Source organism: Stenotrophomonas sp. P5_A9 (genome assembly GCF_056400525.1).
This window is the reverse complement of record NZ_JBFULC010000020.1, coordinates 32,006-53,985: the sequence shown is the minus strand read 5'-3', so window position 1 is coordinate 53,985 and position 21,980 is coordinate 32,006. Positions and strand designations below refer to the sequence as shown.

The window sequence follows — 21,980 nt, the reverse complement described above, 5'->3', positions numbered from 1 at the left end:
GGCACCATGATCAAATACATCGGTAGCATCGTCTTCCTTGGCCTGTGCAGCGCCAGTGCGCTCGCCGCCGGCCCGGCCTATCAACCCGGCTTTCACCCGGAGCAGTTGAAGGGGCCGCCGGCCGGCCGCCCCAACGAGGTGCTGGTGCTGGGCTCGCCGCACCTGTCGGCACTGCCGAAAACCTTCGCACCGGCGCAGCTGGAACCGCTGCTGGCGCGCCTGGTCGCATGGAAGCCGGAGGCGATCGCCGTCGAGGCGGTATCCGGGCTGCAGTGCGACTTCATGCGCCGGTCTCCCGCGCGTTATGCCGACAGCGTCGGCAGCTATTGCGTYGATACCGGCCCGGCCCAGCGCGCGACAGGCCTGGACGTGCCGGCCGCAAACGCCGAAGCCGAGCGGCTGCTGGCAACCTGGCCGGCCACGCCGAGTGCGGCGCAGCGGCGACGGCTGGCCGCGCTCTGGCTGGCCGCCGGTGAACGCAACTCGGCGGTGGTGCAATGGTTGCGCCTGGCACCGCAGCAGCGCATTGCGGCCGACAGCCTGACCGATGAACTGGTGGCCTACCTGGACAAGCGCCTGCAGCGCCGCGATGAATCCGTGCTGGTAGCTGCCACGCTTGCCGCGCGGCTGGGGCTGGAGCGGGTGTGGGCGGTGGATGACCACACCGCCGATGCGACCTCGCCCAAGGAGGTGGAAGCGGCGGCCGGTGAAGCCATCCAGAAGGCGTGGGACAACCCGTACACGAAGGCCCGCGCCGATGCGGACATTCCGCTCTACGCCCATCTGGACACCCCCGACGGGATGCTGGCGATCTACCGCGCGTACAACGCCCCGGAGGCCGCGATGCAGACCTACATGAGCGACTTCGGCGCGGCCCTGGTCGAGCCATCGCCACAGGGGTTCGGGCGCAATTACGTGGGTTACTGGGAAACCCGCAACCTGCGCATGGTTGCCAACATCCGCGACGTGCTCGGGCAGACGCCTGGCACGCGCATGCTGGCCATTGTGGGCGCATCGCACAAACCGTATTACGAGGCCTACCTCAACCTGATGCATGACGTGCAGCTGGTGGATGCCGAGGAGGTGCTGCATTGAGTGAGGAGGAACGCCGCTGTAGCGTTTGCCGTCGAGCGCTCGCTGTCCGATCACCTTATGATCTGAAACAGTCGGGAATCAGGAAGGCCGTATGTCCAAGAGAATGAGTTGGCTGGCTGTGTTCGTCCTCGCACTCAGCGTCTGCGCACCGGCAAGTGCGGCGCGCAATGTCGCCTCCGACATCCGGGCCATCGAGCAGGTGGTGGAATCGTTTCGGACATCGCTGATCCACAAGGACAAGGCGGCCTATATGGCGCTGTTCTTTTCCGACAAGCCAGAGAACGTCGGCTGGCAATTCGTCTCGGAGGATGCGCGCCTTAAGGAGATCCGCACGTCGAAGCCTGACGCGATCAAGGCACGTCGCATTCCGTCCAACAACTTTGTCGCCCTGATCGATGAGGTGGTTGGCACTGCGGAGCCTAGGGAGGAGACGTTCTCCAACGTGAAGATCGACACCGATGGCGACGTGGCGTCGGTGTCGTTTGACTACGCGTTCCTGGCCAATGGCGCGAAGACCAACTGGGGGAAGGAAATGTGGCAACTGGTCCGGACCGAGCAGGGCTGGAAGATCTTCTCGGTGGTTTACTCCATCAGAGACAAGCGAAGCGATCCTGCGGGCTGAGCCCATTGAATCCGATGGTCGGCGGTCTGCTGCGCGCCATGGCATCCTCCACACCTCGCCTCGCGGGTTCGATCTTCAGGACCCGGCGATCACGCTCTCAAGCACGTCTACCGCCGTGAATATGAACAGACTACTGTCGCTCCTGGTGTTCCTGCTGTTCTCCTCAACGGCCAATGCCATCGTCATTCGAGACGATGTCGATGACGCGCAGTACCGGGTGCCGGCGTCTGAGTTTCCCGCGTTGGTCGACATGCCCGGTGAAGGCCATGGCGTGCTGGTTGCGCCGCAGTGGGTGGTCACCGCCGCCCATACCATCCCACAGCACTCGGATCTCAAGCGGGTAGCGATCAACGGGGTCGACCGGGACGTAGAGCGCGTTGTCGTGCACGCCGGCTACAAGCCGCTGCCGCAGGCCTTGATCGATCAGGCGACGGCGACCGGCGAGGCCATGCTGATCGTGGTGTTTCTTGCAGCAGGCGATGACATCGCGCTGATCAAGTTGGCGCGCCCGGTGACCGATGTGGCGCCTGTCGCGCTGTACAAAGGCACTGAAGAGTACAACCAGCGCGTTAAGATGCTGGGCAAGGGCGCTACGGGCACCGGTGCCACCGGGCAAGATCCCAAGGCCAGCCATCGCGGCGAGTTGCGGCGCGCGTTCAACCAGGTCTCCAGCGCCTACGACCGCTGGTTCTGCTATGTGTTCGACAAGCCGCCCACGGGGCTACCCCTGGAAGGCGTGCTGGGCAACGGGGACAGTGGCGGTCCCGTGCTTGTGCAGGACGGCGGCCATTGGGTGCTGGCGGGGCTGGCCTCATGGAAATTCGTGGAGGGCAATGTGCTGACGGCCTGGCCCGGGCGTTATGGGCAGATCAGCTGCAACGTGCGTTTGAGCTACTACCGCGGGTGGATTGAGGGTGTACTTTCTGGCGAATCCGGATCGGCCCACTGACCGCGTTACGCGATGCCGGCAGTGAAGCGCACTGGCGGCCATCCTGCGGTACAGACCAAAGACGTTCGCTGGGTGCAATCGCTTTCCTGCAGGTCACTTGCCCCATCACCCTGCGAAAGCAAGGATGCCTTCCATGTCGACACCGCAACATTCACACCGTCGCGCGCACCAGAGCGCTGCTGAAGCTTCCGCCACGCGCGTAACCGCCACCGGACGGGATGAGCCGTACCCCGTCAAACGCCTTGTCATGGCGCGTCAGCGAGGGACCCGGCCGGGTCCTCCTGCAATGCGGTCTGGATCGATCCGGCCAGGTCGCTCCGGGTGAACGGCTTGGCCAGGATCGCAATGTTCCGGCCAAGCGCACCGCTGGCATCGAGGTCGCGCGGGTAGCCGGAGGTGAACAGCACATGCAGGCCGGGATTTCGCGCCAACGCCCGTTTGGCCAGCTCCCACCCGGACATGCCGGGCATCACGATGTCCGAGAACAACAGGTCCACGCTGACATCGGTACGCTCCAGAAGTCGCATGGCAGAGGGGCCGTCATGCGCTTCCAGCACGCGGTAACCGAGCTGGCGCAGGGTTTCCACGGTGTAGGCGCGGACATCGTCGTTGTCTTCGGCGACCAGGATCGTGGTGTCCTCCAGGACCTCGTAGAGTCCCTGTCGCGGTTCGCCGAGCGGCCGATCATGCGGCAGCGGCGCCGACGAACGCGGGAACAGCATGGTGATGGTGGTGCCGATGCCAGGTGCGGAATCGAGCAGCACGTGACCACCGGACTGCTTGACGAACCCGTACACCATCGACAATCCCAGGCCGGTGCCGCGGCCCACTTCCTTGGTGGTGAAGAACGGTTCGAACACGCGCGCCCTGGTTTCGGCGGACATGCCGTGGCCGCTGTCGCGCACGCGCACCATCGCGTAGTGGCCCGGCGGCACATCGGGGTTCTGGTTGCTGAAATCGTCATCCAGATGGGCGTTGTCCACCTCGATGGTGAGCCGTCCTCCCTCGGGCATCGCGTCGCGCGCGTTGACGGCCAGGTTGAGCACCGAGGCCTCCAGCTGGCTCGGGTCGATCTCCACGCACCAGATGTCCGGGCTGTGCAGCATTTCCAGTTGCACCAGTTCGCCGAGCGAACGCTTGAGCATGTCCTGCATGTCGCTGACCTGCGCGTTGAGGTCCACCGGCAGATTGCGCAGCGGCTGCCGACGCGAGAAGGCGAGCAATCGCTGGGTGACGTTGGCCGCACGCATCACGCCTTTGAGTGCGTTGTCCAGCGAGTGCGCGGCATTGCCGGCGCTGTCGCCGAGCCGGTCGATCAGCAGCTGGGCATACTCCACGTTGCCGGCGATCACGGTCAGGATATTGTTGAAATCGTGGGCGATGCCGCCGGTGAGCTGGCCGACGGCCTCGATCTTCTGGCTCTGGCGGAGGGCTTCCTCGGCCTGGCGGCGCGCGGTGGTCTCCACCGCTTCGGATACCACGGCGGTGACCTTGCCCTGGTGGTCCAGCAGCGGCCGGAAGGAAAATTCGAAGGCCCGCATGCCGGTGGGCAGGCGCAGCTCCAGCTCATGCCGGGAGGCCACCCCTGCGGCGGCCTCAAGCACCGCCTGGCAGACGATCGCCGGTACGCCCTCGGTATCGGCAAACCACGCCGATTCGCAGTAGACCGCACCGCGCACCTCCTGCTTGGTCGCCAGGATGGCGGCCAGCGAGGCGGAGTTGGTGTCGATGATGCGGCCATCCAGGGTCAGCAGATTCTGGTGCTGGAAGCTGGACTCGAACAGCGCCTGCAGCCGGCTTTCGCTGCGGTGCAGGGCCGAGGTGCGCTCGTCGACCTGGCGCTCAAGCGATTCGTTGCTGGCTTTCAGCAACGACTGCGCCTGCTTCAATTCGCTGATGTCGCGGGCCATGGCGTAGTACCCCATGACCGTGCCGTCGGCGGTGAGCTCGGGCACGCAGTCGACCTGGGCATAGCGCGGCGTGGCGCCGTTGCGGTGGGACAGCGTTTCGAAGCTGACCTTCTGGCCCAGCAGCACCTTGTCCAGGTGCTGCTGCATCTGCGCGAACGCCTCATCGCCGACGATCTCGCGCGCGTGCATGCCGATCAGGCTTTCCGGGTCGCGCCCGTGCCATTCGAAATAGGCCTGGTTGGCGAACCGGTAACGGTGGTCCTGACCGAAATAGGCGATCAGCGCCGGCAGCGAATCGGTGATCAACCGCAGCCGCTGGTGGCTGTCGTGCAGCTCGGCCTCCACGCGGGCCAGCCGGCGTCGCTCCTGGGCCTCGCCGATGGCGCGGACGATGGCATCGGGCAGCCGCTGCAGCCGCGACTTGACCACATAGTCGCGGGCACCGCGCCTGAGCGCCTGGACCGCGAGTTCTTCGGTCAGGGTGCCGGAGACGAAGATGAAGGGGATTTCCGGGGCGACCTCGCACGCCAGCGCCAGCGCGGCGTCGCCGTCGAAGCCGGGCAGTACATGGTCGGCCAGGATGACGTCGAACGCACCGCCGCGCAGGGCATCGAGCATTCCCTGGTGGGACCAGGTGCGTTCAACGGCAAAGGGCAGCCCGGCGCGGCCCAGCTGCAGTGTGATGAGTTCGGCATCCAGCGCATTGTCCTCGACCATCAGGATGCGGATTGGCGTGCCTGGTGCTGCTTCAGCCATCTTTTCTGCTCTTGGCGCCGAACAGGGTCCCGTGCGGCGGTGGTTGATTGGTGATGCCCCAGAACATGCCCAGGCCCTGGATGGCCTCCAGGAACTCCTTGAAGTCCACCGGCTTGACCACGAAGGCGTTCACGCCCAGCTCGTAGCTGCGGATCAGGTCCTGTTCTTCGCGCGAGGAGGTCAGCATCACCACCGGCGTGCTGCTCAGCGCGGCGTCTGTACGTATTTCACGGAGCACGTCCAGCCCATTGAGCTTGGGCAGTTTCAGGTCCAGCAGTACCACCACCGGGCCGCCATGCATGGCGCCCGCGTAGCGGCCCTGGCAACGCAGGTACTCAAGCGCTTCCACGCCGTCACGCACATGGGTGACGTCATTCAGCAGCTGGCAGCGGGCGAGGGCGGCCATGGTCAGTTCAGCGTCTTTCGGGTTGTCTTCCACGAGCAGGATCGGTCGCAGATCTCTCATACTTTGTCTCCAGTAGCGAAGGGGATGGTGAAGAAGAATGTCGCCCCGACGCCTACCTCGCCTTCGGCCCAGGTGCGGCCGCCGTGGCGGGTGATGATGCGGTGCACGTTGGCCAGGCCGATGCCGGTGCCTTCGTATTCGTCTGAATGGTGCAGGCGCTGGAACACGCCGAAGAGTTTGTCCACGTAGCGCATGTCGAACCCGCAGCCATTGTCGCGGACGAAGAACACCTCTTCGGTGTCGGTGCGCTGATGCCCCACCTCGATGACCGGCTGGGGCGTGTCGCGGGTGAATTTGATCGCGTTGGCCAGCAGGTTCTGCCAGACCAGCCGCAGCATGCCGGGGTCGGCCTGGACACGCGGCAGCGGCGGCACCGCCCACTGGATGGAGCGTCCGGCATATTCCATGTCCAGCTTGTGCCGGACATCCTCGACCAGGGCGGTCATGTCCATGGAAATCTGGCCCATCGTCGACCGGCCCATCTGCGAGAAGCTGAGCAGGTCATCCACCAGTGTTCCCGCAGATTGTGCAGACTCGACGATGGTGTCGAGAAATCTCTTTTCTGAATCGTTCAATCTGTCGCTGGCCGAGGCCCAGAGCAATTCCGAATAGCCCACGATGTGGCGGAACGGTGCGCGCAGGTCATGGCTGACCGAGTAGGAGAAGGCTTCCAGCTCCTTGTTGCTGCGCAGGAGCTGCTCGTTGAGCGCGGCCATTTCCTCGGCCTTGCGCAGCACGATGTCCACGATGGCCGCGCGCAGTTCCAGCGCGGCATCGCGATCGACCGCGTTCCAGGGCGATGACTGCCGGCGCACCGTTTCCTTCCAGCCTTCAAAGGACGTGCGCGGGGTAAGCGCGACGGTCGCTTCCTTGCGCGGGTCGCCGCCCCAGCGCACGGTACGGATGACCTCGGGGCGGAACCACAGCACGTAGCTGTCATGCACCTGCGAAATGGAAATGGCCAGTACGCCGCTGGCGACGTCGGCGAAGGCATCGGCATCCGTCCACAGGGACGGCAGGCGTTCGGTACAGAACAGATCGCCTTCGCGCTGCTGCGCGGCCAGCCACTGCACCAGGTGCATCACCTGTGCCTGGCTGGGGCAGTCGCCATGCAGGATGCACTCGCCCCGGTGCACGATCGCCGCGCCGGACGACTCGGTCAGCGCCAGCAGGCTGCGCTGGTCGCGACCGAGCGCGGCCATGAAATCCTGGTCGCCGGCCATGCGTGCGAGCAGCCGCACCTGGATGGCCCGGCGCGCGATGCGTTGTTCCACGCCCAACGCGCGTTCTTTCAACGCGATCTGGAGGGAGAGGATCTGGCCGATGAATTCACAGGCGGTGCGCACGTGATAGGGCACCCGCCGTGGGGTCCGGTTGTGGCAGGAGATCAGCCCCCACAACTGGCCTTCGCGCAGCAGCGACACCGACATCGACGCGCCGGTGCCCATGTTGCGCATGTACTGCAGGTGCACGGGGGACACGCTGCGCAGCGAAACCGGACTGAGGTCGGTGGGCGGGGAATCGGCCAGGGCGGCGCTGCGGACCAGCGGCACGGGCTGGTAATGGCTGTCGGCAATCAGCCGGACCCGGTTCTGCCGGTACAGCTCGCGTGCCTGGGCGGGGATATCCGACTCGGGGAAGCGCAGGTCCAGGTAGCTGGGCAGTGCGTCGTTCCTGTCTTCGGCAATGACCGCGCCATTCCACTCTTCGTCAAAGCGATACACCAGCACGCGGTCCAGGCCGGTGAGCTCGCGGACCTGCGCGGCGGCGAGATCGCACAGTTCGGCCAACGTGGCCGCGCGCTCGATCGCGCCCATGAAGTGGCGGATCGAGGGATACAGATCCTCCAGCGAGCCCGGCTCACCGGGCACCGGCGCTTCGAGTTCGACGATGAGGGTGTCGCCCACGCGGTGGGCCTGCACATGATGCGCGCCGTGCCCGCCGATCGCGTGGGCGCCGAGGAACTGCGAGGTGTCCTGTGCGATGGCTTGCAGGGCCGGCCTGCACCGCGCCAGTGCGCCGCCCAGAACAGTGTCGATGGGCTGGCCGAGCGGATCGCCGAATGTCTCCAGCAGCTCTTCGCGCGCGACCGCGCGCGCAGTGACCACCAGCGATGCCGGCTCCAGCACGAGGATCAGGCCGTAGGGCTGTATGGCGCCGGGCGTGCGTATCGGCTCGCTGGCGCAACCGCTGAGATCCAGGGGTTTTTCGCCGGACTTCCAGGATGACATGCTGTTGACCCCCACCAATTGCCGTGACTAGACCGCTCGAAGGACACCGCCGATCGATTGCCCGGCGAGCACCGGTCACTCTCTCTTGGTGTGACACGACGCACATAGCTTCGCATATCAGGTCTGCCGAACCGGTGACGATGCAGCACGGCGGAGGCGCGTGCAGGGCACGCGCAAATGCTGCGGCCTCAGTCGGACGCGTCGGCGACATACCGGGCGACACGTTCGAATGCGGCATCGGCCCCCTGCAGCAGCAGGGCCTCCTGGCGCTCATCGAGCGCTATCGCATCGAGTTCGGCGGTGAACGTGCGCCAGGCCGTGGCCACACCTTCCTGCGCAGGCGCCAGGTGGCGCGCACCAAAGTGCGGGTGCAGCCCCAGCCCGGCGGCCATCTTCAGGATCACCGCGCCACCGAGTGCCGAGCCCTCCACGACGTAAAGCCAGCCGAGCCGGTACGCCAGGGGCCCCGCGACCGGGTCTGCCGTGTGATCCGCGGGCGCGTCTGCGGCGAGATCGGCCAGGTCGCGTTCGATCAGGGCAATGCGTTGCCGTCCCTGCACACTGGGCAGCCGCTGCAGGATGTCCGGGCAGGCGTACAGGCCCTGCACGTCGGCATGCAGACGATGCTGGACACGGACGAAGCGGGCGAATGCCGCGCGGCTGGCGAAGATGTCCATCCCCAGGATCCGCGCATCGACGCGCCGATGGGCCTGGTCGGTGGCGGCCTTCAGACGTTGCGCACGTGACGTAAATGACGCGCCGGGTACGGAACGGACGGTGGGCTGCGATGACGGCACAGGGGGCAAGGAGTGGAAGGCGGACACCTATCGTATCAAGGCCGCTGGCACGCCTTTACGGGTCGATCCGGGTGGAGTCGACCCGCTTGCGCCCTTCCTGGGTGAGGTCGATGTCGCCATCTTCGGCCTGCGCCGCGTAACCGGCATTGACCGCCCAGTTGGCGTCCTCATCGGAAATCGGCCGGGTGGCGTTGATGTCATCCAGGATGCGGCGCTGTTCGGCGGTGAGGCTCACGTTGGCGACCTGTCGGCGCCCAGCGCGGGCACATCCTGCCGGGCACGGATGGCGCGGCGGTGATTTATCCACCACACCAGGCCCGGCAGCCCATACAGGACGGCGCCGACCAGCAGAAAGATCTTGAATGCGGTGTTCATGATGTGTCGATGTTCACGGGCGACAGCTGCAGTTCAGCAGATTCCCCGTGAGCGCAGCCGGCCAGCGGCCGGCACTACCCACCGGCAGGCGCAGCCGGCCAGCGGCCGGCACTACCCACCGGCAGGCGCAGCCGGCCAGCGGCCGGCACTACTTCATGTTGGGCCCACATTGGCTTTGTATTGTCGTTCGGATCCGCTGCGAGGCCCCGCAGCACCCGCACTGGAGCGACGATGCCCCGCGACGAACCCGCCGAAACGACCGCCAGCACGGCCCCGTCCCCCGCACGGCGCCTGCGCCGCTGGCTGATCCGCCTGCTGGTCCTGGCCGCCTGCGCGCTGGCGGTGGGCATGCTGTGGAACAGTCGCTGGGCAGAGGTGCCGCGCGCGCTGTGGAGCCTGTCGCGGCTGCCGCCGCCGCGTGCGCTGCCGGTGCCGGTGGAGGGGGTGAAGGCCCGGCGCATCGCCGATACCTTCGGCGCGCCGCGCGGGCGCGACCGTACCCATGCCGGCGTGGATATCTTCGCCAAGCGCGGCACTGCCGTGCGCAGCGCCAGCGACGGGGTCGTGGTGGATATCCGCGAGGGCGGCCTGGGCGGGCGCCAGGTGTGGGTGCTGGGTCCGGCGCGCGAGCGCTACTACTACGCCCATCTGGAGGGCTGGCGGGAGGGGTTGGTGCGCGGTGAGGTGGTCAGTGCCGGCACCGTGCTGGGCTATGTCGGCGACAGCGGCAATGCCAAGGGCACGCCGCCGCACCTGCACTGGGGCATCTATGGTGCCGATGGCGCGTACGACCCGCTGCCGTTGTTGCGCGCGTGGAAACCTGCACCGGTCGGCGCCGCACCGCGCAGCGAATGAGTGCGCGGCTCGACGGCGTTGACCGACCGACGTGCTAGCGGTTGGATCGCGCACCTTCCGGCACGAGGGCTTCATCAAACAGATGGGTCGCCTGCAGGATCGCGGCCGCGTGGGTGTCCTCGCGCGGTACCGTGCCGGTGCACAGCGCAGGCATGACCCGCCGCCCGGCATCGGTGCAGGTAGCCAGGAAATCGTAATGGCCCACGTCGGGCGCGGTGCGCAGCCCGGCAGACGGGCTCAGCGCGGCGACCACCTCGGCGTTGGTGACCGGCGGGGCTACCTCATCCGCATCCCCGGCCAGGATCGACATCGGTTGCTGCAGCTTCCGTAGTTGGTCCGGCGGGAAGGCCTGCACGATCGCCGGGGCCATCAGGAACACCGCGCCGATCCCGGGGATGCCGTGGTCGTCAGCGGCACGCGCCATGTATGGCGCCAGCGCAGGCGATGCGGCGGCGGCGATGCGTGCCTCCAGGGTCGTGTCCGGCGATTCCAGCTGCGGCCGGCACACGCCATCGTCGGGCTGTGCGCGGCAGAACGCGATCAGCCGTGCCAGGTCCACGCGCGCACCGGCAGCGGCCAGCGCGGTGAAGCCACCGGCCGAGAAGCCGGCCACGCCCACGCGGCGGGCATCCAGGTGCGGGCCCAGTTGCGGGTCGGCCTGCACGGCGGTCAGTGCAGCCTTGAGGTCTTCGGCGCGCTCCCAGATCAGGATGCTGCCGGCCAGTGTCATCGGGTCGATGCCGTTGTTGCCGGGGTGATCCACCGCGATCACCAGGTAGCCCGCGCGCGCCATCGCGATACCGAACCAGCCCATCATCCGCGCGCTGCCGCCGTTGCCGTGCGACAGCAGCAGGGCAGGCAGGCGGCCGGAGACGATACCGGCATCGGCTGCTGCGCTGCCCACGGTGAACAGCGGTGCATCCGGCGGCCCGATGACGATCGGGCGCTCGCGTGCCTCCGGCGTGGCCGGATACCACACGGTGTAGCGCAGGGCGTCGCGCCCGGCGGCATCGCGCACTGCCGCGCTGGGCAGGTGGGCCACGCCATGCCGTTCGCCGACAGGCACCGTCGGCGGCGCGGCCACCGCGGAGGCGCTCACGGCAGCGAGCAGCAGCAACAGCAGTGGCAGGGTCAGGCGCATGCGGTGTCTCCGGTGTGTGGGGTGTCGGCCAGCGGCAGCCAGATCTGCATGCCGCCGTGGCCGGTGGTGTCATCGAAGCGCGCGTCGTAGCGCTCCAGTTCGGGGGCGTCGGCCAGGCTGAGCCCGGCCGACGGCAGGTAGTGGTTCAACAGCCAGTACCAGGTCGAGCGGATGGCCGAGATATGCCCGGCATGCCAGGCCACCACGTAGCGCCGCGCGGGGATGCGGATCGCCTGCCAGCCCGGGGGCAGGTCGGCGAAACCCGGCACCTCGATACCGGCGATGTAGTCGAAGCTGCCTTCCTCGTCGCTGTTGCAGCACACGCCGTAGCTGACCGCCGGTGCCCGTGGGCACTGCATCGCCAGCTGCTGCCATTGCGAAGGAATCGATGCCACCGATGCACCGCGATGCCGCGCGCCGATGCCGGCGACCAGCAGCGCATCGGCGTCGACGATGTTGGGGGGCTGCACACAGGGTTGGGGCACGTCATCGAGCTTGATCGCCTCGACCAGCGTGATATCGCCCAGCCCCTGCGCGCGCACCTGCTCGGGGGTGCGCCCGAACTGCTCGCCGAAGGCACGGGTGAAGGTGGGATGCGAACCATAGCCCGCGTCGAGTGCGACCTCCAGAATGTCGCTGGCGCCGCCGGCCAATCGTCGCGCCGCCTCGCTCAGGCGGCGGCCGCGCAGGTAGCGCACCAGCGAGGTGCCGGTGCTGGCCTGGAACAGCCGCGACAGGTGGAACGGCGACAGGCCGACCACGGCGGCGATGTCGGCCAGCGCGATCGGCGCGGCGTGGTGGCTTTCGATGTACCACAGGGCCCTGCGTGCCGCACTCATGCGGTTCCCTCCCGCTGCACAGGCACGCAGCGTAGCCCAGCGTGGGGACGGGCGCTTGGCCGTTCTTGCTGTGCATCGGTGCGTGCCAGCCTCGCCGCCAGCGCAGGGAATGCGCGGCAGGCAGCGTCGGCCGAGGTCTCAGGAGGCGCTCACGCCACGCCGCGCAGCCACGCCGCGATGGCCTCGCGCAGGCGCGGATGCGGTGGCACGGTGATGCCGAACGCATCGCGCAGCACCACCAGCACGTCGTCCACATCGGTCAGCCGCCGGCGCTCGCTGGGCTGGCCACTGCGGTGCACGGTGTAGACACCGGCGCCGAGCGTTCGCCGCCAGCCGGGGCCGGCCAGCGCTGCCCGCAGTTGCCCGGGGAAGGAGGAGTGCGGATGGGTGCAGACATACCAGTTGCCCACCACGTGATCGATCGCCGCCTGCGGCTGCAGGTCGAAGCGATACAGCGGCCGCCACGCGCCGTCGATCTCCACCTGCAGCAGGTAGTCCCCATCGTGCAGATCCAGCCGGTAGCGCTCATGCGGCGTCGGTTGCGCGAAACGGCTGTCCAGCCGCAGCGGGCCGGTGGGGGTGTTGCCACCGAAGCCGACATCGACGCTGTAGTCCACCGCCTCGATCCGCACCAGCACCAGCATGTGGGTGCGTGGCGTCGGGGTGTCATTGGTCTGTCCCATCACCACCCGCGCGGCGATCGCGCGCGCGTCGAACCCCAGCTGCTGCAGCAACGCCAGGAACAGGCCGCTGAGTTCGTAGCAATAACCGCCACGGCCGTCGTGCAGCAGCTTGTGCTGCACGCTGGGCAGATCGATGGCCACGGCATCGCGCAGCAGCGTGGTCAGGGTCTCGAACGGGAATGTGGCGTTGTGCCGGGCCTGCAGCAGGGCGAGGGTGGCCAGGGTGGGCGGCGGCGGGGCGGCCAGGCCCAGCCGGGCCAGGTAGGCGTTGCGGGTGTGCAGGTCCATCGGTCGGCCATCGGGGTAGGGGTGCCGCCACTGTGGCGGCTCAACCGCGGTTGAGGTCAAGCGCGCCGATTGTCCGCCTGCGGTCATCTTGCCGTCGTCTGCGCCGGTTACAACGGGCGCACCCCATCGCGTGCGTGGGCGGTTGGATAGAAAGGCCTAAAGTCCACGCAACTCCGGCCGATACCGATGCGTCCTTCTGCCTGGAGTGCGTGATGTCGGTCGTCCCCCACCGCCTGTCTGCGTCGCTTGCCCGCCTGGGCCAACGGCCCCCATTCCATCGCTTCGCACGCGGTATCGCGTCTCTGCGCAGGCTCAGTGTCGCACGCAAACTCAAGGCCGCGCTGGTGATCTGCGGCAGCGGTCTGCTGGTGGTGGCACTGGTCTATGCGTGGACCGGCCACAACAGCGAGCGCGCCGCGTCGACCTTTGCCGCGCACCAGCAGGATGCGGCGCTGGCGGCTGCGTTGGCCACGGAAGTAGCCGACGCCCGTCGGCTGCAGACCCGCTATGCCACCACCTTCGATGATGCCGACCGCCACGCATTGCAGCAGGCCCAGCAGCAGTTGCAGCAGTCGTTGGCGAAATTGCAGCGCGATCCCCACGATGCGGGCACCGCCACGGCCCTGCGCACGCTCGCTGAGCGCGCGCATGCGTTCGCCGACGGCATCACCGCATTGAACGCGCGGGCCGACGAGATGGGCCGTGGCGAGGCCGGCCTGCGCGCGCAGCTGGATGCCAGCGCCGACGCGGTGAGCACGCTGTTGGGCGACACCGCCCCAGCGGCGCTGACCGCGCACTGGCAGGCGATGCGCCGCGAGGAGGCCCTGCTGTTGCTCACCGGCGATTCGGCGCATGCCGACCGTGCCAGCGAAACCAAGCTGCCGTTCGAGCTGGCGCTGTCCGCATCCGCCCTGCCCGCTGCCACGCAGGACGCCCTGCGCAGCGGCATGGACGCCTATCAGGGCGCCTTGCTCGCCTACACGGCCGCCCGCGTCGGCCTGGATGTCGAGGCCGCCGCGTTGACCGATACCGCCGCGCAGATCGCGCCAGCGCTGCAACAGCTGGCGCGCGCGCAGGGTGCGGTACTGGACGTCGCACGTGGCCGCCAGCAATCGCAGGCCCACGCGATGACGCTGCTGTTCGGCAGCACCCTGGCCCTGGTTGCGACGGTGCTGATCGGCAGCCTGCTGTTGGTGCTGCGCGCGGTGCGCCGCCCGATCGCCGACACCCTGCGTTTTGCCGAAGCCATCGCCGAAGACCGCCTGGACACGGTGCTGACCGTCCACAACCCGCATGATGAGATCGGCCAGCTGGCCCAGCGGCTGGTGCACATGCAGCAGCGTCTGCGCGAGCGGATCGAGGCCGAGCGCGCCACCGCACGCGACAACGCGCGGGCGCGACAGGCGCTGGACAGCGCGCAGACCGGGGTGATGGTGCTCGATCCGGACGGCCGGATCAGCCTGCTCAATCATGCGCTGCTGGTGGAACTGGCAGTGCCGGAAGGGCAGTGGCGCGGGCAACCGGCGCAGACGCTGCATCCGGTGTTCACCCGCATCCACGCCGAACTGCACGGCACCGCCTCCACCCAGCATGAGATCGAACATGCCGGCACCCGCTACCAGCTGGTGGTCACCCCGATCATCGACGGCGGACAGCTGTTGGGTGCGGCGGTGGAGTGGCGCAGCCGCGCCCTGGAAACCACGGTGGAAACCGAAGTGGCCGCGCTGGTCGACGCGGCCGCGCAGGGCCAGCTGCATGGCCGCATCCAAACCGACGGTAAGCAGGGCTTCCTGCTGACCCTGGCGGTCAGCATCAACCGCCTGTTGGATACCTTCCAGGGCAACCTGTCGGCGTTGCAGGTGCTGCTGTCGGCGCTGGCCCAGGGTGATCTGCGGGTGCGTATGCAGGGGGAGTTTCAGGGCGTGTTCGCGCACATGCGCGACGACGCCAATGCCACCGTGCAGCAGCTCACCGATATCGTCGCGCGCATCCAGCAGGCCTCGCAGGCCATCAACGGTGCGGCGGGAGAAATCGTCGCCGGCAACCAGGAGCTGGCCGGGCGCACCGAGCGCCAGGCCGCGCATCTGGAAGAGACCGCCTCGTCGATGGAGGAACTCACCGCCACCGTGCGCCAGAACGCCGATGCCGCCCAGCAGGCCAACCAGCTGGCATTGCAGGCGACGGGTATCGCCCAACAGGGCGGGGCATCGGTAGCGCAGGTGGTGGTCAGCATGCGTGAGATCGCCCAGGCCTCCCATCGCATCGCCGACATCACCAGCGTCATCGACGGGATCGCCTTCCAGACCAACATCCTCGCCCTCAATGCCGCCGTGGAAGCGGCGCGTGCCGGCGAGCAGGGCCGCAGCTTCGCGGTGGTGGCCAGCGAAGTACGCCTGTTGGCCCAGCGCAGCGCCGATGCCGCGCGGCAGATCAAGGGCCTGATCGAGGCCTCGGTGGACACCGTCGCCGCCGGTACCCGCCAGGTCGACCAGGCCGGCGCGACCATGGGCCAGATCGTCGGCAGCGTGCAGCAGGTCAGCGCGATCATGGCCAGCATTTCGGCCGCCTCGCAGCAGCAGAGCGCCGGCATCGAACAGGTTGGGCAGACGCTGCTGCAGATGGATGGCAGTACCCAGCAGAACGCCGCGCTGGTGGAAGAAGCCTCGGCCTCGGCACATGCGATGGAACGCCAGGCGGCGCTGTTGTCCGAGGCGGTGGACGCCTTCGTGGTGGAGCGTTCCGGCACCCGTCGGGTCGCCAGGGCGGCGGCATAGCACACGCGGCACTCACGTCCCTTCACTGGCCGCTTGCGCGTGCGCTCACTATCCTGCGTGCATGAGCACCCGTCGCAAGCCCCGCACCTCCGCCGCCACGGACGCCTTCGTGCGCGTCCGTGGTGCCCGCGAACACAACCTCAAGGATGTCGATGTCGACATCCCGCGCGATGCGCTGGTGGTGTTCTCTGGCATCTCCGGCTCCGGCAAGTCGTCGCTGGCCTTCGGCACGCTGTATGCCGAGGCGCAGCGCCGCTACCTGGAGTCGTTGTCGCCCTACGCGCGCCGGTTGATCGACCAGGTCGGCGTGCCGGACGTGGATGCGATCGAGTGCCTGCCGCCGGCGGTGGCGCTGCAGCAGCAGCGCGGCACCGCCAGCGTGCGCTCCAGCGTGGGCAGCGTGACCACGTTGTCCAGCCTGCTGCGCATGCTGTATTCGCGTGCCGGCACGTATCCGGCCAGGCAGCCGATGCTGTACGCCGAAGACTTCTCGCCCAACACCCCGCAGGGTGCCTGCCCGAACTGCCACGGCCTGGGCCATGTGTATGAGGTGACCGAGCAGTCGATGGTGCCCGACCCGTCGCTGAGCATCCGCGAACGCGCCATCGCCGCGTGGCCGCCGGCCTGGCATGGACAGAACCAGCGCGACATCCTGGTCACCCTTGGCTACGACGTGGACATCCCGTGGCGCGACCTGCCCAAGAAGCAGCGCGACTGGATCCTGTTCACCGAAGAGCAACCGGTGGCGCCGGTGTATGCCGGTTTCACTCCGGCCGAAACCCGCGCCGCGCTGCGCCGCAAGGAAGAGCCGAGCTACATGGGCACCTTCAGCGGTGCACGCCGCTACGTGCTGCACACCTTCGCCACCACGCAGAGCGCGATGATGAAAAAGCGCGTGGCCCGCTACATGGTCGGCACCGCCTGCCCGGTCTGCGACGGCAAACGGCTCAAGCGCGAGGCGCTGTCGGTGACCTTTGCCGGGCTGGATATCGGCGCGCTGTCGCAGCTCTCGCTCAGTGCCATGGCCGATGCGCTGCGCCCAGCCGCCGAAGGCCGCTTCGATGCGCCCACCACGGCGGCCACCKGTAGCCGCGCGGCCGGTCGCAAGGCGCTGCGGGCGCGCGCGGCTGCCGGTGGCCCCTCGCACGTGGGCGGGAGCGATGTGCGCCGCACCCCGGATCTGTCCGAAGAAAAGCGCATCGCCGCTCAACGCATCGCCCACGACCTGGTCGAGCGCATCGCCACCCTGCAGGACCTGGGGCTGGGCTATCTGTCGATGGACCGCGCCACCCCGACGCTTTCGCCCGGCGAACTGCAGCGCCTGCGCCTGGCCACGCAGATCCGCTCCAGCCTGTTCGGCGTGGTGTACGTGCTCGATGAGCCCACCGCCGGCCTGCATCCGGCCGATGGCGAGGCGCTGTACCGCGCGCTGGACCAGCTCAAGGCTGGTGGCAATACGCTGTTCGTGGTCGAGCACGATCTGGAGATGCTGCGGCGGGCGGACTGGCTGGTCGACGTGGGTCCCGGCGCCGGCCAGCATGGCGGGCAGGTGCTCTACAGCGGCCCGCCCGACGGCCTGCGCACGGTGAAGGCCTCGGTCACCGCGCCGTACCTGTTCGAGACCGGCCGCGGTGAACGGCGCACGCCGCGCACGCCCTCGGGCTGGCTCGAACTGCGCGGCATCCACCGCAACAACCTGCATGGCCTGGATGCACGCTTCCCGCTTGGCGCGTTCACTGCCGTTACCGGTGTGTCCGGCTCGGGCAAATCCAGTCTGGTCAGCCAGGCACTGGTAGAGCTGGTCGGCGAGCACCTCGGCCACGAGCCGGTGGTGGAAGAGGTGGACAGCGAGCTGCCGGTGCCCAGCAGCATCGAACGCACCCGTGGCCGCCTGCATGCCGGCGCCAAGGCGATCAAGCGTCTGGTCAACGTCGACCAGAAACCGATCGGGCGCACGCCGCGCTCCAACCTCGCCACCTATACCGGGCTGTTCGACCACGTGCGCCGGTTGTTCGCCGCCACGCGGATGGCCAAGGCACGTCGCTACAGCGCCGGCCGATTCTCGTTCAATGTCGCCCAAGGCCGCTGCGATACCTGCGAAGGCGAAGGCTTCGTGCATGTCGAGCTGTTGTTCATGCCCAGTGTCTATGCGCCATGCCCGACCTGCCACGGCCAGCGTTACAACGCCAAGACCCTGGAAGTGGAATGGAACGGCCGCAACATCGCCCAAGTGCTGGCGATGACGGTGGAGGAAGCCCTGCTGTTCTTCGCCGAAGAAGTGCCGGTGCAGCGCCCGCTGCAGTTGCTGCGCGATATCGGCCTGGGCTACCTGCGGCTGGGCCAGCCGGCCACCGAGCTGTCCGGCGGCGAGGCGCAGCGGATCAAACTGGCCACCGAACTGCAGCGCAGTCAGCACGGCAGCAGCCTGTACGTGTTGGACGAGCCCACCACCGGCCTGCATCCGGCCGATGTGGACAAGCTGATGGCGCAGTTGCACGGGCTGGTCGACGCCGGCAACACGGTGGTGGTGGTCGAACACGATCTGCGCGTGGTCGCCGATGCGGACTGGGTGATCGACGTCGGCCCGGGCGCGGGCGAGCAGGGCGGTACGATCGTCGCCGAAGGCACGCCCGCGCAGGTCAGCCGCGCCACCACCGGCGCGACCGCGCGTTACCTGCGGCGCTGGTTCAAATAAGGTCCTTCTTACATCTGGGCTGTGCCTTCGTTCGGGTCTGTCGCGAGCGTTGGGGCCGCGTCGCAGCCGGTAGGCCCCTGGCGTAGCGTCCCCCAGCCCAGAAGCTAAAGAGAGTTGATCTCGTCGTTGTTGGGCGTGTCGCGACAGGGGTCAAGACCCGGCCAAACGGTAACGCGACGCCATGCATCGCGGCCCCAGCGCCTGCAATGCGCCGCGTTGCCCTTCAGTGCCTTGCCCAAGCCTCGATCTCACCGGCCTGGAACGGGCCCAGCTTCTGCTTGACGATGCGCCCGTCGGCCGCGACCAGCACCGAGTAGGGCAACAACCCCTGCGCATTGCCCAGACGCACGCTTGCATCGGCCGGGCCGGGCGTATCCAGCACGATCGGGTAGCCCACCGGCACCCGTGTCAAAAAGTCGCGCACTTCATCGGCCGTATCCAGCGCCAGCCCGACCACCTGCACGCCGTCCGCCGGTTGCCCGGCCGCAAAGGTGGCCAGGGCCGGCATTTCTTCCACGCACGGGGCGCACCAGCTGGCCCAGACGTTGATCAGCAGCGGTCGGCCGCGGAGGCTGGCCAGGTCGATCGTGCGGCCATCGATATCCGGCAGCGTGATGGGCGGCAGGGCATCACCGATGCCGGCTCCTGCCGCCACCACGCGCGGTGGCAGCGCCGGGGGCTCTGGCAACGTGCGGTTGAAGAACCACGCCCCCGTGCCGATCCCGACCAGCGCGGCAAACGCGGCCACCACCACCGTCTGGCGTGGCGGCCGCAGGCTCATCGGGCGGTGCGCAGCAGGGCTTCTTCGACGATCGCCTGGGTCAGCACGGTCGGCAGCACGGTCGGCGGCGCGCCGGGGCCGTACACCACGTACAGCGGCACGCCCACGGCCTTGTGCTCATCCAGGAACGCGGTGATTTCCGGATCGACGTTGGTGTAATCGCCGCGCATGTACACCGCATTGGTACGCCGCAGGGTGTCGTGGAAGGCATCGGTGCCCAGCACCGTGCGCTCGTTGGCCTTGCAGGTCACGCACCAGTCGGCGGTCATGTTGACGAACACCACGCGGTTGTCCTGGCGCAGCCGGTCGAGCATTTGCGGCGAATAGGCCACCACGTTGTCGCTGGCGACCGCCGCGGCCTTGGCCGGCGGCACCAGGCGGGTCACGCCCCACACCGGCACCAGCGCGGCCAGCAGCAGCAGCAGCGCCAGCAGGCCGCCCACGCGTTGGCTGCGCCAGCGGCTGCGTTCGAACCACCACAGCGCCAGCGCCAGTACCACCAGCCCACCCAGCACCAGGGTCATCGCGTCCACCCCGCGCTGCTTGCCCAGCACCCACAGCAGCCAGAGTGCGGTGCCGTACATCGGGAAGGCCAGCACGTGCTTGAGTGTTTCCATCCACGCGCCGGGGCGTGGCAGGCGCTTGGCCAGCGAGGGGACGAAGCCGATCAGTAGGAATGGCAACGCCAGGCCCAGGCCGAGCGCCAGGAACACCAGGATCGCCGGGAGCGTACTGGCGGTGAATGCGTAGGCCAGCGGTAGGCCCATGAACGGGGCCACGCACGGGCTGGCCACCACGCAGGCCAGCACGCCGGTGAAGAAATCACCGACCGGACCGCTGCGCGAGGCCAGCGACTGGCCGATGCCGCCCAGGCTGCCGCCCAGGGTGAACACCCCCGACAGGCTCAGGCCGACGGTGAACATCAGGTACACCAGCGCGGCGATGAACCACGGGTGCTGCAGCTGGAAGCCCCAGCCCGCAGCCTGGCCGGCGGCACGCAGGGCCAGCACCAGCGCGCCGATCGCGGCGAAGGCCACCAGCACGCCGGCGGTGTACCAGAGCGCATGGCTGCGCGCGCGCTGGCGGCTTTCACCGCTCTGCGCCACGCCGAGCACCTTCAACGACAGAATCGGCAGCACGCATGGCATCAGGTTGAGGATCAGCCCGCCCACCAGCGCCAGCAGCAGCGCGCCGATCAGCGTGGTCGGCGCGGCATCGTCGCCCGGCGGTCGGGTGCGCTGCGCGTTGTCGGCGCTGGCATCGGGCCTGCCGACGGCAGTGGTCGCATCGGTGGCCGGGGCGTTCGGGCGGATCAGCATCGGCTGGGTAGCCAGGCCGGCGCTGTCGCGTTCACGTGCCTGCGCGCGCTTGTCCTTGCCCGGCAGCGGGGCGATCACTTCATTGGTGTGCGCCGCCTCGCCTGCAGTGGCGTTGACCTTGCCCGCCGGCAGCGACAGCTTCACCCGGCGGGTCATCGGCGGATAGCAGATGCCGTCGGTCTGGCAGCCCTGGAAGGTGATCACCAGGGTGGTGTCCTGCGCGTCGGCGCGACTGCGGCGCAGCGGCAGCTTGACGTCGACCTGGTCGAAATACACCGCCACATCGCCGAAGTGCTCGTCGCGGTGCGACTTGGCCGCCGGCCACAGCGGTTTGTCGGGGCGGATGCCGTTGGCGCCTTCCAGCTTCAGCGAGGTGCGATCGCGGTACAGGTAATAGCCCGGTGCCGGGCTGAAACGCAGCAGCACGGTATTGCCATCGTCGACGATCGCATCGAAGCCGAACGCGCGCTCGGACGGCAGCGGCAGTGACTGGCTGCTGCTGGTGCCGGGCAGGCGCAGGCCGCTGCCGGCGTTGCCGGCCAGCGGGTTGTTGAACGGCGAGGGCGCGGTCAGTGCGGGCGCGGTCGCGGCCGATGCAGAGGCGGCACCGGCGGTGCCGCCGGGCAGTTTCACCTTCACGCTGCGCTTCTGCGGCGGATAGCACACGCCGGCATCGGCGCAGCCCTGGTAACGGATCTCCAGCGTCACCGTGTCGGTGCCGTCCTCGGCCTTGCCCGGCAATACGGCGGTCAGCCGCTCGCGGTAGGTTTCCACCTCGCCGAAGAAATCGTCGTGGTGCTTCTTGCCGGCGGGCATCTGCAGCGCCTCGGCGCTGAAGCCGGCGTCGGGCTTGACGGTGGTGCGGTGGCGATACAGGTAGTAGCCCGGGGCGATCTTCCAGCTGACCTCGATGCGGTCGCGATCACGCGCCTGCGCGGTCAGCCCGAACGCCTCGTCCACCGGCAGCAGGTCTTTCTCGCTGACGGCCAGCGCCGGCAGGGCCACCACGAACAACGCGCACAGCGCGGCAACACGACGAAACAGCGTCATCAATCAATTTCCTCTCGGGTCTGTGCCCGAATCCAATCCAGGTACGCCGGCAGGCCAGCGCGGGTTTCGACCGCGATGCACTCCGGGAGTTCATACGGATGCAGTGCCTGCAGCCGCGCGATGGCCGCGTCCAGGCGGCTGCCGGTGGTCTTGATCAGCAGTTGGACCTCGTGGTCCTCGTTGATCTCCCCGTGCCAGCGGTAGGTGGCGTGCGCCCCGTCCAGGCGGGTGACGCACGCGGCCAGGCGTTCTTCCACCAGGGCACGCGCCAACCGCGTCGCGGTGTCCGCGTCGGGGCAGGTGGTGAACAGCAGAAAGACGGGATCGGCGGTCGACATGACCGCCGAGTATAGG

The 21,980-nt window shown here is 68.2% G+C and carries 18 protein-coding genes; 6 read left to right on the top strand and 12 right to left on the bottom strand.

The window, feature by feature from the left end:
* The first annotated feature begins 6 nt into the window (after positions 1 to 6).
* The 3 genes from AC1DR7_RS08550 (at position 7) to AC1DR7_RS08540 (ending at position 2,666) form a co-directional block, all read left to right on the top strand.
* A complete protein-coding gene (locus AC1DR7_RS08550) occupies positions 7 to 1,095 on the top strand; it encodes a DUF5694 domain-containing protein (RefSeq protein ID WP_457320332.1) in 1,089 nt (362 codons plus the stop codon).
* 91 nt (positions 1,096 to 1,186) lie between these two features.
* Positions 1,187 to 1,717 carry a Cif family virulence factor gene (locus AC1DR7_RS08545; RefSeq protein WP_478051277.1) on the top strand — a complete coding sequence of 177 codons (531 nt, stop codon included), beginning with the start codon at positions 1,187 to 1,189 and terminating at the stop codon, positions 1,715 to 1,717.
* A gap of 121 nt (positions 1,718 to 1,838) precedes the next feature.
* Complete coding sequence (locus AC1DR7_RS08540) at positions 1,839 to 2,666, top strand: trypsin-like serine protease (protein WP_478051282.1); 828 nt, start codon at positions 1,839 to 1,841, stop codon at positions 2,664 to 2,666.
* A 245-nt stretch (positions 2,667 to 2,911) separates the two neighbouring features.
* Here the strand turns inward: AC1DR7_RS08540 and AC1DR7_RS08535 are convergent, their stop codons facing one another.
* The 6 genes from AC1DR7_RS08535 to AC1DR7_RS08510 all read right to left on the bottom strand — a co-directional run bounded on the left by AC1DR7_RS08535 (position 2,912) and on the right by AC1DR7_RS08510 (position 9,201).
* Positions 2,912 to 5,332, bottom strand: coding sequence for a hybrid sensor histidine kinase/response regulator (locus tag AC1DR7_RS08535; protein ID WP_457319602.1), 2,421 nt, complete (start codon positions 5,330 to 5,332; stop codon positions 2,912 to 2,914).
* A complete protein-coding gene (locus AC1DR7_RS08530) occupies positions 5,325 to 5,798 on the bottom strand; it encodes a response regulator (RefSeq protein ID WP_256775979.1) in 474 nt (157 codons plus the stop codon). Before AC1DR7_RS08530 ends, AC1DR7_RS08535 begins: the two co-directional genes overlap by 8 nt.
* Complete coding sequence (locus AC1DR7_RS08525) at positions 5,795 to 8,029, bottom strand: ATP-binding protein (RefSeq protein WP_457319601.1); 2,235 nt, start codon at positions 8,027 to 8,029, stop codon at positions 5,795 to 5,797. Before AC1DR7_RS08525 ends, AC1DR7_RS08530 begins: the two co-directional genes overlap by 4 nt.
* Positions 8,030 to 8,217: 188 nt before the next feature.
* On the bottom strand, positions 8,218 to 8,826 hold the full coding sequence (locus tag AC1DR7_RS08520; RefSeq protein ID WP_457319603.1) for a biliverdin-producing heme oxygenase: 609 nt from the start codon (positions 8,824 to 8,826) through the stop codon (positions 8,218 to 8,220).
* A gap of 55 nt (positions 8,827 to 8,881) precedes the next feature.
* The gene (locus AC1DR7_RS08515) at positions 8,882 to 9,061 is read right to left on the bottom strand and encodes a hypothetical protein (protein ID WP_256775977.1); all 180 of its coding nucleotides are present in this window, start codon (positions 9,059 to 9,061) and stop codon (positions 8,882 to 8,884) included.
* Entirely contained in the window at positions 9,058 to 9,201 is a 144-nt protein-coding gene (locus AC1DR7_RS08510; RefSeq protein WP_457319600.1) for a hypothetical protein, read from the bottom strand. The genes AC1DR7_RS08515 and AC1DR7_RS08510 overlap by 4 nt, the downstream gene beginning before the upstream one ends.
* 231 nt (positions 9,202 to 9,432) lie before the next feature.
* Here AC1DR7_RS08510 and AC1DR7_RS08505 point away from each other — a divergent pair, with 231 nt between their 5' ends.
* A complete protein-coding gene (locus AC1DR7_RS08505; RefSeq protein ID WP_457321034.1) occupies positions 9,433 to 10,056 on the top strand; it encodes a M23 family metallopeptidase in 624 nt (207 codons plus the stop codon).
* Between the two features lie 34 nt (positions 10,057 to 10,090).
* Here the strand turns inward: AC1DR7_RS08505 and AC1DR7_RS08500 are convergent, their stop codons facing one another.
* The 3 genes from AC1DR7_RS08500 to AC1DR7_RS08490 form a co-directional block, all read right to left on the bottom strand.
* Positions 10,091 to 11,197, bottom strand: coding sequence for an alpha/beta hydrolase family protein (locus AC1DR7_RS08500; RefSeq protein ID WP_457321032.1), 1,107 nt, complete (start codon positions 11,195 to 11,197; stop codon positions 10,091 to 10,093).
* Positions 11,188 to 12,036, bottom strand: coding sequence for an AraC family transcriptional regulator (locus tag AC1DR7_RS08495; RefSeq protein WP_478051278.1), 849 nt, complete (start codon positions 12,034 to 12,036; stop codon positions 11,188 to 11,190). Before AC1DR7_RS08495 ends, AC1DR7_RS08500 begins: the two co-directional genes overlap by 10 nt.
* Positions 12,037 to 12,185: 149 nt before the next feature.
* A complete protein-coding gene (locus AC1DR7_RS08490) occupies positions 12,186 to 13,007 on the bottom strand; it encodes an arylamine N-acetyltransferase family protein (RefSeq protein WP_478051279.1) in 822 nt (273 codons plus the stop codon).
* Positions 13,008 to 13,216: 209 nt separating this feature from the next.
* Between AC1DR7_RS08490 and AC1DR7_RS08485 the strand changes: the two genes are divergently transcribed.
* Together AC1DR7_RS08485 and AC1DR7_RS08480 are read left to right on the top strand one after the other, a co-directional pair.
* Complete coding sequence (locus AC1DR7_RS08485) at positions 13,217 to 15,781, top strand: methyl-accepting chemotaxis protein (RefSeq protein ID WP_478051280.1); 2,565 nt, start codon at positions 13,217 to 13,219, stop codon at positions 15,779 to 15,781.
* A 61-nt stretch (positions 15,782 to 15,842) separates the two neighbouring features.
* Entirely contained in the window at positions 15,843 to 18,476 is a 2,634-nt protein-coding gene (locus AC1DR7_RS08480) for an excinuclease ABC subunit UvrA (RefSeq protein WP_478076445.1), read from the top strand.
* Positions 18,477 to 18,699: 223 nt separating this feature from the next.
* On the opposite strand, the gene AC1DR7_RS08475 is transcribed toward AC1DR7_RS08480, so the two are convergent.
* The 3 genes from AC1DR7_RS08475 to cutA are packed head-to-tail and all read right to left on the bottom strand — an operon-like array spanning position 18,700 to position 21,964.
* Positions 18,700 to 19,257, bottom strand: coding sequence for a TlpA family protein disulfide reductase (locus tag AC1DR7_RS08475; RefSeq protein ID WP_457319331.1), 558 nt, complete (start codon positions 19,255 to 19,257; stop codon positions 18,700 to 18,702).
* Entirely contained in the window at positions 19,254 to 21,626 is a 2,373-nt protein-coding gene (locus tag AC1DR7_RS08470) for a protein-disulfide reductase DsbD family protein (RefSeq protein ID WP_457319330.1), read from the bottom strand. Before AC1DR7_RS08470 ends, AC1DR7_RS08475 begins: the two co-directional genes overlap by 4 nt.
* Positions 21,626 to 21,964 (bottom strand): divalent-cation tolerance protein CutA, encoded by a 339-nt coding sequence (gene cutA / locus AC1DR7_RS08465; protein WP_256775967.1) that lies wholly within the window; start codon positions 21,962 to 21,964, stop codon positions 21,626 to 21,628. The genes AC1DR7_RS08470 and cutA overlap by 1 nt, the downstream gene beginning before the upstream one ends.
* Positions 21,965 to 21,980 lie beyond the last annotated feature (16 nt).

Coding starts and splice junctions, on each gene's coding strand:
- AC1DR7_RS08545 (WP_478051277.1), top strand. CDS start 1,187: ATGTCCAAGAGAATGAGTTGGCTGGCTGTGTTCGTCCTCGCACTCAGC.
- AC1DR7_RS08540 (WP_478051282.1), top strand. CDS start 1,839: ATGAACAGACTACTGTCGCTCCTGGTGTTCCTGCTGTTCTCCTCAACG.
- AC1DR7_RS08535 (WP_457319602.1), bottom strand. CDS start 5,332: ATGGCTGAAGCAGCACCAGGCACGCCAATCCGCATCCTGATGGTCGAG.
- AC1DR7_RS08530 (WP_256775979.1), bottom strand. CDS start 5,798: ATGAGAGATCTGCGACCGATCCTGCTCGTGGAAGACAACCCGAAAGAC.
- AC1DR7_RS08525 (WP_457319601.1), bottom strand. CDS start 8,029: ATGTCATCCTGGAAGTCCGGCGAAAAACCCCTGGATCTCAGCGGTTGC.
- AC1DR7_RS08510 (WP_457319600.1), bottom strand. CDS start 9,201: ATGAACACCGCATTCAAGATCTTTCTGCTGGTCGGCGCCGTCCTGTAT.
- AC1DR7_RS08505 (WP_457321034.1), top strand. CDS start 9,433: ATGCCCCGCGACGAACCCGCCGAAACGACCGCCAGCACGGCCCCGTCC.
- AC1DR7_RS08500 (WP_457321032.1), bottom strand. CDS start 11,197: ATGCGCCTGACCCTGCCACTGCTGTTGCTGCTGCTCGCTGCCGTGAGC.
- AC1DR7_RS08495 (WP_478051278.1), bottom strand. CDS start 12,036: ATGAGTGCGGCACGCAGGGCCCTGTGGTACATCGAAAGCCACCACGCC.
- AC1DR7_RS08490 (WP_478051279.1), bottom strand. CDS start 13,007: ATGGACCTGCACACCCGCAACGCCTACCTGGCCCGGCTGGGCCTGGCC.
- AC1DR7_RS08475 (WP_457319331.1), bottom strand. CDS start 19,257: ATGAGCCTGCGGCCGCCACGCCAGACGGTGGTGGTGGCCGCGTTTGCC.
- AC1DR7_RS08470 (WP_457319330.1), bottom strand. CDS start 21,626: ATGACGCTGTTTCGTCGTGTTGCCGCGCTGTGCGCGTTGTTCGTGGTG.
- cutA (WP_256775967.1), bottom strand. CDS start 21,964: ATGTCGACCGCCGATCCCGTCTTTCTGCTGTTCACCACCTGCCCCGAC.